The organism is Salinicola endophyticus, assembly GCF_003206575.1.
GTDB lineage: Bacteria > Pseudomonadota > Gammaproteobacteria > Pseudomonadales > Halomonadaceae > Salinicola > Salinicola endophyticus.
The window spans coordinates 49,505-62,945 of the sequence record NZ_PZJO01000004.1; the positions used below are offsets into that span (position 1 = coordinate 49,505).

The 13,441-nt window shown below is 65.7% G+C and carries 13 protein-coding genes; 8 read left to right on the plus strand and 5 right to left on the minus strand.

Going from position 1 to position 13,441, the window contains the following annotated elements; translation table 11 throughout:
* Positions 1 to 17: 17 nt before the first annotated feature.
* The 7 genes from DOM66_RS09680 to DOM66_RS09710 all read left to right on the plus strand — a co-directional run bounded on the left by DOM66_RS09680 (position 18) and on the right by DOM66_RS09710 (position 7,734).
* Complete coding sequence (locus DOM66_RS09680) at positions 18 to 932, plus strand: DUF368 domain-containing protein (RefSeq protein ID WP_245392406.1); 915 nt, start codon at positions 18 to 20, stop codon at positions 930 to 932.
* Entirely contained in the window at positions 929 to 2,056 is a 1,128-nt protein-coding gene (locus tag DOM66_RS09685) for a peptidoglycan DD-metalloendopeptidase family protein (protein ID WP_110690000.1), read from the plus strand. Before DOM66_RS09680 ends, DOM66_RS09685 begins: the two co-directional genes overlap by 4 nt.
* Before the next feature lie 279 nt (positions 2,057 to 2,335).
* A complete protein-coding gene (gene rpoS, locus DOM66_RS09690; protein WP_110678188.1) occupies positions 2,336 to 3,307 on the plus strand; it encodes an RNA polymerase sigma factor RpoS in 972 nt (323 codons plus the stop codon).
* Positions 3,308 to 3,601: 294 nt separating this feature from the next.
* The gene (locus DOM66_RS09695) at positions 3,602 to 5,068 is read left to right on the plus strand and encodes a TolC family outer membrane protein (RefSeq protein ID WP_110678190.1); all 1,467 of its coding nucleotides are present in this window, start codon (positions 3,602 to 3,604) and stop codon (positions 5,066 to 5,068) included.
* Between the two features lie 154 nt (positions 5,069 to 5,222).
* Positions 5,223 to 6,329: an alanine racemase gene (gene alr, locus DOM66_RS09700; protein WP_110690001.1), complete on the plus strand. Its 1,107-nt coding sequence runs from the start codon at positions 5,223 to 5,225 to the stop codon at positions 6,327 to 6,329.
* Positions 6,330 to 6,392: 63 nt separating this feature from the next.
* Complete coding sequence (lpxL, locus tag DOM66_RS09705; RefSeq protein ID WP_110690002.1) at positions 6,393 to 7,307, plus strand: LpxL/LpxP family Kdo(2)-lipid IV(A) lauroyl/palmitoleoyl acyltransferase; 915 nt, start codon at positions 6,393 to 6,395, stop codon at positions 7,305 to 7,307.
* Positions 7,308 to 7,530: 223 nt separating this feature from the next.
* Positions 7,531 to 7,734, plus strand: coding sequence for a DUF1328 domain-containing protein (locus DOM66_RS09710; protein ID WP_425602451.1), 204 nt, complete (start codon positions 7,531 to 7,533; stop codon positions 7,732 to 7,734).
* Positions 7,735 to 7,845: 111 nt separating this feature from the next.
* On the opposite strand, the gene ettA is transcribed toward DOM66_RS09710, so the two are convergent.
* The 4 genes from ettA to DOM66_RS09730 form a co-directional block, all read right to left on the minus strand.
* Positions 7,846 to 9,507 carry an energy-dependent translational throttle protein EttA gene (ettA, locus tag DOM66_RS09715; RefSeq protein ID WP_110678196.1) on the minus strand — a complete coding sequence of 554 codons (1,662 nt, stop codon included), beginning with the start codon at positions 9,505 to 9,507 and terminating at the stop codon, positions 7,846 to 7,848.
* A gap of 242 nt (positions 9,508 to 9,749) precedes the next feature.
* Positions 9,750 to 9,950 carry a PA3496 family putative envelope integrity protein gene (locus DOM66_RS09720; RefSeq protein WP_106418386.1) on the minus strand — a complete coding sequence of 67 codons (201 nt, stop codon included), beginning with the start codon at positions 9,948 to 9,950 and terminating at the stop codon, positions 9,750 to 9,752.
* A 154-nt stretch (positions 9,951 to 10,104) separates the two neighbouring features.
* A complete protein-coding gene (locus tag DOM66_RS09725) occupies positions 10,105 to 10,551 on the minus strand; it encodes a PAS domain-containing protein (protein WP_232825302.1) in 447 nt (148 codons plus the stop codon).
* A gap of 118 nt (positions 10,552 to 10,669) precedes the next feature.
* Positions 10,670 to 12,010 (minus strand): MFS transporter, encoded by a 1,341-nt coding sequence (locus tag DOM66_RS09730; RefSeq protein ID WP_110678199.1) that lies wholly within the window; start codon positions 12,008 to 12,010, stop codon positions 10,670 to 10,672.
* A 144-nt stretch (positions 12,011 to 12,154) separates the two neighbouring features.
* Between DOM66_RS09730 and DOM66_RS09735 the strand changes: the two genes are divergently transcribed.
* Complete coding sequence (locus DOM66_RS09735) at positions 12,155 to 12,466, plus strand: SelT/SelW/SelH family protein (RefSeq protein WP_110678201.1); 312 nt, start codon at positions 12,155 to 12,157, stop codon at positions 12,464 to 12,466.
* On the opposite strand, the gene DOM66_RS09740 is transcribed toward DOM66_RS09735, so the two are convergent.
* On the minus strand, positions 12,444 to 13,421 hold the full coding sequence (locus tag DOM66_RS09740) for a zinc transporter ZntB (protein WP_110678203.1): 978 nt from the start codon (positions 13,419 to 13,421) through the stop codon (positions 12,444 to 12,446). The two genes, DOM66_RS09735 and DOM66_RS09740, sit on opposite strands and share 23 nt — an antisense overlap.
* Between the last annotated feature and the right edge of the window lie 20 nt (positions 13,422 to 13,441).

The following is a 13,441-nucleotide window of genomic DNA, read 5'->3' on the forward strand; positions in this document are numbered from 1 at the left end:
TCTTGAAAGGAATGGGGATGGGTGCCGCGGACGCGGTGCCCGGGGTGTCGGGTGGCACCATCGCGCTGATCGTGGGCATCTACGAAGAGCTGATCGAGACCATCCGGCGCTTCGGGCCGGGCGCCCTGGGCGTCTGGCGCGAGGGTGGTCTGGGCGCGCTGATCGGCTATCTCAACCTGCGCTTCCTGCTGCCGCTGGTGTTGGGTATCGGGATCAGTCTGGTGACCATTGCGCATCTGGTCACCTGGCTGATGGCACACCATGCGCTGCTGCTCAATGCCTTCTTCTTCGGCCTGGTGCTGGCCTCGGCCTGGGTGGTGATGCGCCAGGCCGGCGCCTGGCACTGGCGTTATCTACTGCCGCTGCTGATGGGGCTGGTGGTCGCCGTTTATCTGCCGCAGCTGCTGCCGGACATGAGCCAGGCGGGCAACTTCACGCTGTTCTGCGCCGGTGCGATCGCCATCAGCGCGATGCTGCTTCCCGGGGTCTCCGGCAGCTTCCTGCTGCTGGTGATGGGGCTCTACGGCACCGTGATGAGCGGGGTGAAGAGCTTCGATCTGGGGCTGATCGGTATCTTCGGTGCCGGCTGCCTGGTCGGGCTGCTGACCTTCTCGCGCCTGCTCTCCTGGTTGCTGCGCCACTATCACGGCATGACCATGATGACCATCGTCGGCTTCATTCTCGGCTCGCTGCCACAGCTGTGGCCGTGGCGCCAGATGATGAGCTATCGCCTTGCCGCCGACGGCCAGCAGGTCGCGCTGAGCTACCGCTACCTGATGCCCGCCGATTTCACCGCGGTGACCGGTGAGCCCTCGCAGTGGCTCGCGGCGTCGGCATTGATCGTGCTGGGTGTGGTGGTGGTAATGTGCTTGGGAGAGCGCAAACCTTCCGACCCGCACGCACCGTCAGGAAAAAAGGGATTTTCTTCATGAACAAGCGTCGCATCGCGCTACTTCTGGGACTGCTGCCGGCGGTTGCCGTCGGGGTCGTGGGCTGTACTACTTCGAGTGGACGCCCCCAGGTCCAGGATCTGTCGGTCAGCCGCAACAGCCAGCCGAGTTCCACCTATACCGTCAAGGCCGGCGATACCATCTACGGTATCGCCTGGCAGAACCGGGTCGACTTCCGCGATCTGGCCCAGATGAACGGCATCTCGCCCCCTTACCGACTGCAGCCCGGCCAGCAGTTACGGCTGAAGCCGAATGCCAGCGTCGATGCCAGCCAGGGCCAGAGTCTGGCCTCTTCCCAAGGCGCGGCCACCGCCACGCCTCTGGGCGGCAAGGCGCAGGCGAGTGCCGCTGGTGCCGGCGACAACCCCTCCTGGCTGCTGCCGGCGGGCGGTGGCGCTAGCGCTGGACAGCAGGCCGGGGCGAGCGGTTCGGCCTCGGCACCGGGCCCGGTGATCGACCAGCGCGCCGCCAGCGCCGGCCAAAGCGTTGCCGCCAATGCTGGCCAGAGCCGCGCGTCGCAGGGTGGTTCTGGCTCAGACTCTGGCTCCGCCGCGACGCCGGCGCGTCAGTCCGCGACGGGGTCGGCTGCGGCTGACACGGCTTCGTCATCTTCTTCTGCTTCCATGCAGCGGAAGGATACCCGCACAGCGGCCGGCAACGATGCCGGTACCGAGGTGGCGGGTGAGCCCAGCGGGGCGCCGGACCGTTCGGATCGGACCTACAAGCCGGTCGAGAATGTGGCCTGGCAGTGGCCCGCCGAGGGCCGTCTGGTCGGCCGTTTCGATGATGATTCCAGTATCACCCCCGGCATTGATATTGCCGGTCAAAAGGGGCAACCTGTTAAGGCAGCCGGGCCAGGGATTGTGGTGTATGCCGGCGATGGCGTGAGGGGATATGGCAATCTCATCATCCTCAAGCACAACGACCGCTTCTTGAGTGCCTACGCACATAACGACACGTTGCGCGTGAAAGAGAACGATGTCGTCAAGGCCGGAGAAACGATAGCCACCATGGGGCAGACGGATGCTGACCAGGTCGAGCTACATTTCGAGATTCGCGTCAACGGCCAGCCTCAAGACCCGCTTAAATACCTACCCAAACGCTGAACGGGCGTCAGCGCGACATATCGCTGCAACGGCCAACGTTGCCAAGCTGGAAGACTCTTCGGTCACCGCCGCCAGACTGACCGCCCCTTGCCGGGGCGCGGTCGGCGGCGGCGACGCACCGCCGGGCCGGCCGGCAGCAGCGTGGCCCGCTCGAGCAATAACGCAGTAAGCAGAAGTCGTAATCAAGGACGTAAAAGTAGAGCAAGGATTGCGCGGTCGCCTGGGGCGGCTAGACCCCATGGCGAAGGTACTCAGGAAGCCCAGATTGGGGGTAGTGACATGAGCATGCTTGAACGGGATATTCAGGATGTTGAGCTCGACGGTGCCGGCCAGCAGGCCGATACCGATGACACGGATGGCAAGGACGACGAAAGCGCGTTCGAGAAGGCGCTCAGTCGCGAGGAGAACAACTACCACCATAGTCTCGATGCGACCCAGATCTATCTCAATGAGATCGGGTTCTCGCCGCTGCTGACACCGGAAGAGGAAGTGCACTTCGGGCGCCTGGCGCAGAAGGGGGATCCGGCTGGTCGTCAGCGCATGATCGAGTCCAACCTGCGCCTGGTGGTGAAGATCGCCAGACGCTATCTCAACCGCGGACTGTCGCTGCTCGATCTGATCGAGGAGGGCAATCTCGGTCTGATCCGAGCGGTCGAGAAGTTCGATCCGGAGCGCGGTTTCCGCTTCTCGACCTACGCGACCTGGTGGATTCGCCAGACCATCGAGCGTGCGCTGATGAACCAGACGCGCACCATCCGTCTGCCCATCCACGTGGTCAAGGAGCTCAACATCTACCTGCGCGCCGCGCGCGAGCTGACGCAGAAACTCGACCACGAGGCCACTGCCGAGGAGATTGCGGAGTTCCTCGACAAGCCGGTGGCCACGGTCAAGAAGATGCTGGGGCTCAACGAGCGTGTCTCTTCGGTCGACTACCCGATGGGCGGCGAGAGCGACAAGCCGCTGATCGATACCCTGGCCGACGAGAACGAAGTGGGTCCGGAGTCCAATCTGGTCGATGACGACGTCAAGGCGCACGTCGATGAGTGGCTCGCCGAGCTCAGCGACAAGCAGCGCGAGGTCGTGGTGCGTCGCTTCGGGCTGCGCGGGCACGAAGCGGCGACCCTCGAAGAGGTCGGCGAGGAGATCGGGCTGACCCGCGAGCGAGTGCGTCAGATCCAGGTCGAGGCGCTGAAGAAACTGCGCCGGATGCTCGAGAAGCAGGGATTGTCGATGGACTCCATCTTCGAGTGATGCGCCGGCCGGGGAGAAACGCGCAAAAGCGCGTCATCTCCGGTCGAACGCTTGATCCCCATGCATACATGCGGCATTGTATGTAAACCTCGCGACGAGGCGCCGGCAGGATGACCGGCGCCTCGTCGTTCGTCAGAACGATTGCTGACGCCGGCGCGCCCGCGCCGTGCAGTGGCAACCGGCTCGCACCAGTCAATACCGGGTGTCTGGGCCGTCTTGGGGCGTGGTGCCGGGCCCAGTCGCCCGCCGCCGTTCCCTGATTCCCGCCAGCGCTCAACGATAGGAACCGTCTCGATGTCGCCCTCTGCTCCGTCGTCATCCCGTTTATCCCTGCGCCATGCGCTGCCGCTGCTGCTGGCCGCTTCGTTCGCACCGTCGGTACAGGCGGCCGATCTGCTCACCATCACCCAGGATGCCCTGGCCAACTCCTCGAGCCTGAACGCTTCGCGCTCCACCTTCCGCAGCACGGAAGCGGGGCAGGACGTGCAGCGGGGCGATCTGCTGCCGCAGATCAGCGCCACCGGCAGTCTCTACCGTAGCGACTCGCTCGAGAGCCAGCATGCCGCCGGCGGTGCGGGTGGTGGCGCGGCGGCGGGCGGCTCTACCTCGGGCCAGGACTACAACGGCAGCAGCCTCGGGGTCAACGTGACCCAGGTGCTGTTCGATGCCTCCAACTGGTACCAGTACCAGCAGAGCAAGAAGCAGGTGGGGCAGCAGGCGCTGCAGCTCGAGATCGACCAGCAGCAGCTGCTCTATGATGTCTCCAGTGCCTACTTCGAGATTCTGCGCGCCAAGGAGGTGCTCGACTCGCGCGAAGCACAGTCCAAGGCGATCGGGCGCCAGCTGGAGCAGGCCAAGGAGCAGTTCAACGTCGGCCTGGTGGCGATCACCGACGTCAATGAGGCCAAGGCTGCCTACGACTCGGCGCGTGCCCAGTTGATCTCCGCACGCAGCGACCTGCAGGTGAGCTTCGAGGCGCTGGAGCGCCTGACCGGCAAGCAGTACGACAGCATCGACGGCCTCGCCGACGATCTGCCCATCGCCTCGCCCAAGCCCGCTACCCGCGACGACTGGGTCAACCTGGCGATGACCAGCAGCCCGTCGATCCGCTACGCCGAGGCCGGGGTCGACGTCGCCAAGTCGAGCGTGGACATCGCCCGCGCCGGCCATCTGCCGACGCTGAACGCCTATGCCGATTACGCTTATTCGGACAACGACATCGATGCCCTGCGTGGGCACAACGAGAACGTCGAGGTGGGCGTGCAGGCGAAGCTGCCGATCTACTCCGGCGGCTCGACCAGCGCCTCGGTAAGACAGAACACCTACTCGCTGGAGTCGACCCAGTACGACTTCGAGGATCAGCGCCGCTACACCACCCAGCAGGTGCGCTCGTTGTTCACGCAGGTGGTGAACGACGTCGAGTCGGTCGATGCCCAGCGTGAAGCGATCGTATCCAGCCGCAGCGCACTGGAAGCCACCCGTGCCGGTTACGACGTGGGTACGCGCAATATCGTCGACGTACTCAACGCCGAGCAGTCGCTGTATGAGTCGATCTCCAACTACGCCGATGCGCGCTACACCTACGTCACCGATCTGCTCCAGCTGCGTCAGCAGGCCGGGGTGTTGAGCCTCGATGTGATCCGCGGTACCAACCAGTGGCTGCGCGACAGCAAGCGGGTTTCGCTCAAGCTGGCCGATACGCCGAGTACCGGCTCGCCGACCGACGATATCGGTGCCCGGCCGACACCGCCGGCGCCCTGATCGCAGCGATTACGCCGCCGACGCCGCTACTCGTTAGCGGCGTTTGTGTTTATGCCGCCGGCGTCCCGCGTTGGTGCCAAACGCGCTACCATGGCGGTTGCCGGCCGTACGCTGCCGGTGTCGTATCACCTTTTGGGAGAAGGACGAAGCCACCATGGCAAGACCCCTGCGCGCCGAGATCGATCTCGCGGCGCTCTGTCGCAACTATCGGGCGGCGAGCGCCCTGGCCCCACAGAGTCGGTCGATGGCGGTGCTCAAGGCGGATGCCTATGGTCACGGCGCGCTCGCCTGCGCCCGTGCGCTGACCGGGTTGGCGCCTGCCTTTGCGGTGGCGACGATCGAGGAGGCGGTGGCGCTGCGTGACGGTGGCATCGAGACCCCGATCCTGCTGCTCGAGGGCATCTTCGAAACGGCCGAGCTGGCCACGGTCGAGGCGCTCTCGCTGTGGCAGGTGGTGCACAGCGAGTGGCAGCTGGAAGCGGTGCTGGCCTATCGGCCGCGCCGGCCGCTACCGGTATGGCTCAAGTTCGATGCCGGCATGCATCGCCTGGGGTTCTCGGCGGACGAGCTTCGTCGCCACTGGGCGCGCCTGCGCCAGGCCCCTGAGCGGGTCACCGACCTGCATCTGATCAGCCACTTCTCCAGTGCCGATCTCGCCGACGACAGCGCCTTCCAGAACCAGCACGCCCAGGTCCGGGCCCTGGGCGAGGCGCTGGGTGCGCCGCTGTGTCTGGCCAACTCACCGGCCACGCTGCAGCATCCGCGGGCGCATGGTGCCTGGAACCGGCCGGGGGTCATGCTCTACGGCAGCAACCCGCTGGAGGGAGCACTGCCGGCGCAGGTGAACCTCGAGCCGGTGATGACGCTGCGCTCGCGCCTGATCGCCGTGCGTACCCTGGAGGCGGGCGAGGTGGTGGGCTATGGCGGGCGCTTTCGTACCCGCCGACGCAGCCGGATCGGCGTGGTCGCCGCCGGCTATGGCGACGGCTACGATCGCCACGCCCGCGATGGTACCCCGGTGCTGGTGAACGGCCAGCGCTGCCCCATCGCCGGGCGGGTGTCGATGGACATGCTCACCGTCGACATCACCGAGGTCGCCGCTGCCGACGTCGGCAGCGAGGTGGTGCTGTGGGGGCGAGGGCTCGATGTCGACGAGGTAGCTGGGCACTGCGATACCATCGCCTACACCCTGCTCACCGGGGTCCTGCCACGGGTGCCGCGCGTCTATCTGCCGGCGACAGCTGCGGCGCAGGCGAGCTGAGCGACGGCCTTCGGCCTGGGCGGCCAGCGCGCCGTCCGTTATCACTGTGAATCTGGAAGCGTTATGGCCAAGAAAGTCTATCCCGCCAATCATGCCCATCCCCGCTATTGGGGGACCTGGCTCGCCATCGCGCTGATGAAGGCGAGCGCCTTCCTGCCGTGGCGGCTCAAGCTGGCCGTGGGTCGTGGCATTGGTCTGTTGAGCTGGCGCCTGGCCAAGCGGCGCCGGCACATCACCGATACCAATCTGGCGCTCTGTTTCCCCGAGTGGGACAGCGACAAGCGCGAGGAGATGGTCAAGCGCACCTTCGTGGCCAATGGTATCGGCATCCTCGAGACTGCCACCGGCTGGTGTCGCAATCCCGAACACCTGCGCCAGCGCATCGCCTTCCGTGGCATCGAGCACATGGAACGGGCGCGCGCCCAGGGCAAGGGGGTACTGGTGATCGGTATCCACTTCTCGACCCTCGATCTGGGCGGGGCGCTGCACTCGCTGTTCTTTCCCGCGGACGTGGTCTATCGCCCCCATGACAACCCGGTATTCGAGAACTTCATGACTCGGGCGCGGCGAGATATCTTCGGCGCCGCGATCGATCGCCACGATCTGCGCGGCGTGGTGCGCCGGATCAAGTCGGGCCACGTGGTGTGGTACTCGCCGGACCAGGACTTCGGCCGTGATGCCAGTGTGTTCGCGCCCTTCTTCGGGGTCGAGGCGGCGACGCTCAAGCTCACCGCCAAGATTGCGCGCATGACCGGCGCCCCGGTGATGCCGTTCATGTTCCACCGCAATCCCGATGACCGCACCTACACCCTGGAGTACCTGCCGGCATTCGAGAACTTTCCCAGCGACGATGAAATCGCCGATGCGACTCTGGTCAACGCCTTCATCGAGCAGGCGATCCGGCGTCATCCGGAGCAGTACCTGTGGCTGCATCGACGTTTCAAGACGCGCCCACCGGGGGAACCCTCGGTCTACTAGGTGCGGTCTGAAAGGTCGACGAGCCCTTCGGGCCGTCCTGCGGACGTTCTGAACGTTGTTCAGGGAGCCGATGTTTAACGCCGCATGGGCGAGCGCACTACCTTTCAGGCGGTGCCTAGGAAGCTGGTTGCAAACCGATACCCCTCCCACCTTGACGAAAAGCGCTTCACCAACAAGGCTTAAGGCACCCTCAAGGATTGCGAGGGGCAGGGCGTCGCGGGGCATGCTGCCGCGCGGCACTTATCAGGCCAGCACAGGAAGTAAAGCCATGCTCAGTTATGCCGTGATTTTTCTCATCGTCGCCATCATTGCCGGCGTTCTCGGCTTCGGCGGGGTCGCCGGGATCGCGGCGACGATTGCCAAGGTGCTATTCGTCATTTTCCTGATTCTGTTCGTGGTGTCGCTGATTCGCGGCCGAGGCCGCTAGACGCCAACCCGACGACACGACACGCGCAGACGCAAACGCCCGCCNNGCGGGCGTTTGCGTTGCTGAGGGAGTGCGAATTCGCCCGCCCCGTTCGGGCGGGCGATGCGCGCATCAGGCGTCGATGCGCTTGTACTTCATGCGCTTGGGCGTATCGCTGCCGACCCGCTTCTGATGGTCGGCCTCGTAGTCGGTGTAGTTGCCCTCGAAGAACACCACGCTGGAGTCGCCCTCGTAGGCGAGGATGTGGGTGGCGATACGGTCGAGGAACCAACGGTCGTGGGAGATCACCAGGGCACAGCCGGGGAAGGCTAGCAATGCTTCCTCGAGGGCGCGCAGGGTCTCGATATCGAGATCGTTGGAGGGTTCGTCGAGCAGCAGCAGGTTGGCACCCTGCTTGAGCGTCTGCGCCAGCTGCAGGCGACCGCGCTCACCGCCGGAGAGCTCGCTTAGCCGCTTCTGCTGGTCGGTGCCCTTGAAGTTGAAGCGCCCCACGTAGGCCCGCGACGAGACTTCATAGCCGTTGATGCTGAGCATGTCATGCCCATCGGAGACGGCCTGCCACACGGTCTGGGTGTTGTCGAAGTGGTCGCGCAGCTGCTCGACATAGGCGATATCGACGGTCTCGCCCACCACCACCTCGCCGCTGTCCGGCTGCTCCTTGCCGGAGATCAACTTGAACAGGGTCGACTTGCCGGCACCGTTGCCGCCGACGATTCCCACGATCGCCCCCGCCGGGATCTGGAACGACAGGTTGTCGAACAGCAGCTTGTCGTCGAAGCGCTTGGCGACGTCGTGGAACTCGATGACCTTGTCGCCCAGGCGCGGACCGGGCGGAATGTAGATCTCGTTGGTCTCGTTGCGCTTCTGGTAGTCGCCGGACTGCAGTTCGTCGAAACGGTTGAGACGCGCCTTGCTCTTGGCCTGACGCCCTTTGGGGTTCTGCCGTACCCACTCCAGCTCCTGCTTGATCGCGCGCTGGCGACCCGCCTCGGCCTTGGCCTCCTGCTCGAGCCGCTTCTCCTTGGACTCGAGCCACTGGGAGTAGTTGCCCTCGAACGGGATGCCGTGGCCACGGTCGAGTTCGAGAATCCAGCCGGCGACGTTATCGAGGAAGTAGCGGTCGTGGGTGATCGCCACCACGGTACCGGGGTAGTCGTGGAGGAAGCGCTCCAGCCACGCCACCGATTCGGCGTCGAGGTGGTTGGTCGGCTCGTCGAGCAGCAGCATGTCCGGGCTCGACAGCAGCAGCCGGCACAGTGCCACGCGGCGGCGTTCCCCCCCGGAGAGATGACCTACGCGGGCATCCCAGGGCGGCAGACGCAGCGCCTCGGCGGCGACCTCGAGCTTGCGCTCGATGTTGTGCGCATCGGCGGCCTCGATGATGTTCTCCAGGCGTGCCTGCTCGGCGGCCAGGGCATCGAAGTCGGCATCCGGCTCGGCGTAGGCGGCGTAGACGCCCTCCAGCTTCTCCTGCGCAGCCTTGACCTCGCCCAGCGCCTCTTCGACCGTCTCGCGCACGCTCTTGGTGTCGTCGAGCTCGGGCTCCTGCGGCAGGTAGCCGATATTGATGCCCGGCATCGGCCGCGCTTCGCCGTTGTACTCGGTATCGACGCCGGCCATGATGCGCAGCAGCGTCGACTTGCCGGCGCCGTTGAGGCCGAGTACGCCGATCTTGGCACCGGGGAAGAAGGAGAGCGAGATATCCTTGAGGATCTCGCGTTTCGGGGGGACGACCTTGCCCACCCGGTTCATGGTGAAAACGTATTGCGCCATGGGAATCCGGTTCGGTTGAGTATCGCGGTCAATGAGATCGGGTCATGGTCGCTGGCAGCCCCGGGTCGGTGGGCATCGCGGGGTCACGCGCGTCTGGGTGCGCAACCGGCGGCACCGGCCTGCGGGGTGGCGACACGGACAGAGCAGGGTATATGACTAGCGGCGCGATTGCGACCGCTGGTCGATAACGCGAACGGACGCCTGGGCGCCCGTCGTTACGGCTCCGAGGATGAGTGATGCGCTCACTCTTCCTCTTCTTCGTCGTCGAAATCAGCGTACCAGTCGTCCTCGATCGCGCGTTTCAGGCGGCGCTCTTCCAGCAGCGCCTCGACCTGGCGGCGTGCCTTCAGGGTATCGGCCTTGCTGCTGCGGGGACGCTCGAATTGCTCGTCGTTGACGGCGTCGTAAAGCTCCTGATCCTCGGCGTAATCTTCACGGCTCATCGTTTGACCCTCCGATGTGACGGCATCTTGATGATGCTCGAGGGCTATATATCCCCGAATGCGCCGCAAGACAAGCCTTTGGCCGTTTGAAAAAACCTATCGCTGCAGTGGGTCAAGATAGTCGGCCGGGATCGCGCCGCAGGACCGCCTCGGCTCAGGCCGGATCGCGCTCGGCCTTGAGCGCTTCCAGCTCCTGCAGCGCCTCGACCAGCCCGGTCACGTCCTTCTGCACCCCCACGAAGTAGGTCAGCTGATCCTCCTCGTCGTAGACCGGCGTGATCGACAGCTCGTTCCAGAACTGGGAGCCGTCCTTGCGGTAGTTGCGCAGCACCTCGCGGCAAGGGCGGCCCTCGCGAAGCGCCGTGCGCACGCGGTCGATCGCGGGCTGGTCGCGATCGCCATTCTGCAGGAAACGGCAGTCGCGATAGAGAATCTCGTCGATGCTGTAGCCGGTGAGGCGCTCGAAGCCCTCGTTGACGTAGATCAGGATATTCTCGTCACCCTCCTGCTCGGCGACGACGATCCCATCGTCCGAGGCGTTGACGATGCGCTCGAGCAGGGCCGGGCTGATCATGGGGGGACGTTTGGGGTTACTGGCCATCCTTGTCTCCAGGCTGGACATGCGACGGTTTGTAGGGACGATACAAGCGGTCATGATGCCATGGCGCCGTTGGATTACAACGCTTTGACATCGGCCGACGCGGGCGCGTCACGGCGCTTCACGCCTCGACTTCGGCCAGCGCATGAGCGCTGCCGGCGGCGGCCAGTGCCAGCAGGGCAAGCAGCAGCAGCAGCGGGGCACTGCCGAGCCACTGGGCGAGCACCCCGAGCAGCAGGCCGACGATCAGCATCAGCACCCCGGTGAAGGTATTGGAGAAGGCGACGTAGAGCGCCCGGGTGTCACTGTCGGAGAGGTCCACCACATAGGTCTTGCGCCCCAGGCGAATACCCGCATGGGCGATCATCAGCAGCCCGTACACCACGGCATAGGGCCACACGCTGGTGCGTGCGGCCTCCGGCAGCAGCACGCAGGCGGCGCCGGCGACACAGCACAGCGCGGCGCCGATGGCAGCGTTGCGCATCACGCGCCGGCTGGAGCGATCGGCCAGGCGGCCCCAGATCGGCCCGCCGATCATGCCGGCGACCCCTGAGGTGAGTACCAGGATGCCCAGGCTGGCCAGGTCGGTGCCGCTGTTCTGCTGGCCCAGCAAGGCCAGGTAGGGCAGCGCCAGGGCGCTCGACAGCAGCAGGGCACGGGACAGGTTGAAATGCAGGAAGCGGCGGTCGCGGCGCAGCAGCGAGACCCCCTGCTTGACGCTGTCCCAGGCGTTGGCACCGCCTTCGGTGGCCCCGGGCGCCTCGCGGATCGCCGCCGCGCACAGGGCGTTGAGCGCCCAGCCCAGGGCGGCGGCGAACAGCAGCACTGCCAGCGCCCAGGTGCCGGGGCGGTCGCCCATCAGCATCAGCCCGATACCCACGAGCAGCGTCAGTGCGCCGGCAGCGCTGGCGCTCCAGCCCATCAGTGTGCCGCGACGCTGCTTGGCGATGGTCTTGCCCATCACATCCTTGGTCGCCACCGAGGAGAGCCCACGCCCCAGCGAGAGCCCGGTCAGTGCGATCAGCACCAGCGCGCCACCCCAGCTGCCGTGGCCGAACAGTGCCAGCAGTCCGAGCAGCACCGCGCCCACGGCCTGGGCCACGCCGCCGGCCACCCACACCCATTTGCGAATCTCGCGCAGGCGAATATAGCCCGCGATCAGCAGTTGCGGCAGCAGGGCTCCGGCCTCGCGGATCGGCACCAGCAGGCCGACCATCCACACCGGCGCGCCGATCGCTCCCATCAGCCAGGGCAGAATCAGGCGCGCGTTGGAGAGCTCGTCGGCGAGCTTGTTGCCCAGCGCTGCCACCAGGTGGCGGAAGAAGTTGCCCGGCTGTTCACGGCAGGCGGCATCGGAGATATCGCGACACATGCGGCTGTCGTCATCGCCGGTGACGCTTTCGAAGAGGCGGGTGAGGCTGTCGTTGTCGCCACCGCGAGTGCTTGAATCTCTTGCCGTCATGGAAAACGTCCTTGTTTCCGGTTGGGTGATAGGGTGGGGCCAGCTTGCCTGTCCAGGCGGCGGCTCGTTGGCCAGGTGACTTGAGTCCGGCGCGGCGATCCGCGCATCATGCGCGCCAGTGCAACCGCCGCCGAGGAGAGTCGCATGGCCCGCATCCGCATTCATTATTGTACCCAATGCCAGTGGCTGCTACGTGCCGGCTGGTACGCCCAGGAGCTGTTGCAGACCTTCGGCGAAGATCTCGAACAGGTGGCGCTGGCCCCCAGCCACGGCGGCCACTTCGAGGTGCTCTACGATGAGCAGACACTCTGGGAGCGCAAGCGCGACGGTGGCTTCCCTGAGATCAAGGAGCTCAAGCGCCGGGTTCGCGATCGGCTCGACCCGCAGCGCGATCTGGGACACACCGACCGCGCCAGCNNCTGGCGCGGTCGGCCTACCACCAGTGCTTGCGCTTGAGCAGCCACATCACACCACCACCGACCACGGCGGTGATCGCGACGAAGACCGCAAAGCCGTAGTGGCTGTTGGCGCCGGGGATACCGCCGACGTTGATCCCCAGCAGGCCAGTCAAAAAGCTCAGCGGCAGGAACACCGTGGTGACGATCGCCAGCATGTACATGCGCTGGTTGAGCCGCTCGTTGTGCTCGTTGAGCAGCTGCTCCTGCAGGATCAGCGCGCGCTCCTGCATGGCGTGGAAGTCCTCGACGTAGCGCGATAGCTGGTTGGCGCTTTCGCGTATCGAGACCCGGGTATCCTCATCGAAGCTGTCCGAGCCGTGGGCGATCTGTTCGAGGCAGTCGCGCTGCGGTCCCATGAAACGGCGCAGGGTGATCAGCGATCGGCGCAGTTGCGACAGGTCGTCGGGATCGACCTCGCTGTCGCTCAGTTGATCCTCTTCCAGCTTGCCCAGGCGGTCGTCGAGCTGGTGGGCCACGTCACCGACGTTGTCGACCAGGGTCTCCGTCAGCCAGGCGAGCAGGTCGGGCACCGACAGCGCGCCCTCGCCGCGATCGATGCGATCACGTACCTCGCTGACCGATTTCAGCGGACGCCGGCGCAGCGTGATCAGGCGGTTGGCGGAGATCCAGATGCGCAGCGAGATCAGATCCTCCGGGGCGGCGCCGGGGTTGAGGTTGATCCCGCGCAGCGTACTCACGGCACCGTAGCGGAACTTGGCGACCCGGGGGCGGGTGTCCTCCTCGAGCAGCGCCTCGATCGCCGCCTCGTCGAGCCCGGCGATCTCCTCGAGATAGGTGCCCACATCGGCATGGCGAAAGTCGAGATGCATCCACAGTGGCCGTTCCGGCGACTGCCAGGCCTCGCGCAGCTGCCGCACGCTGAGCAGCGAGCCGCCGCCGTTGCCGTTCAATTCATAGGCTGCGACCAGCGCCGTATCGCCTTCCATCTGCATCTTGTTGGCCTCTCGTTGGG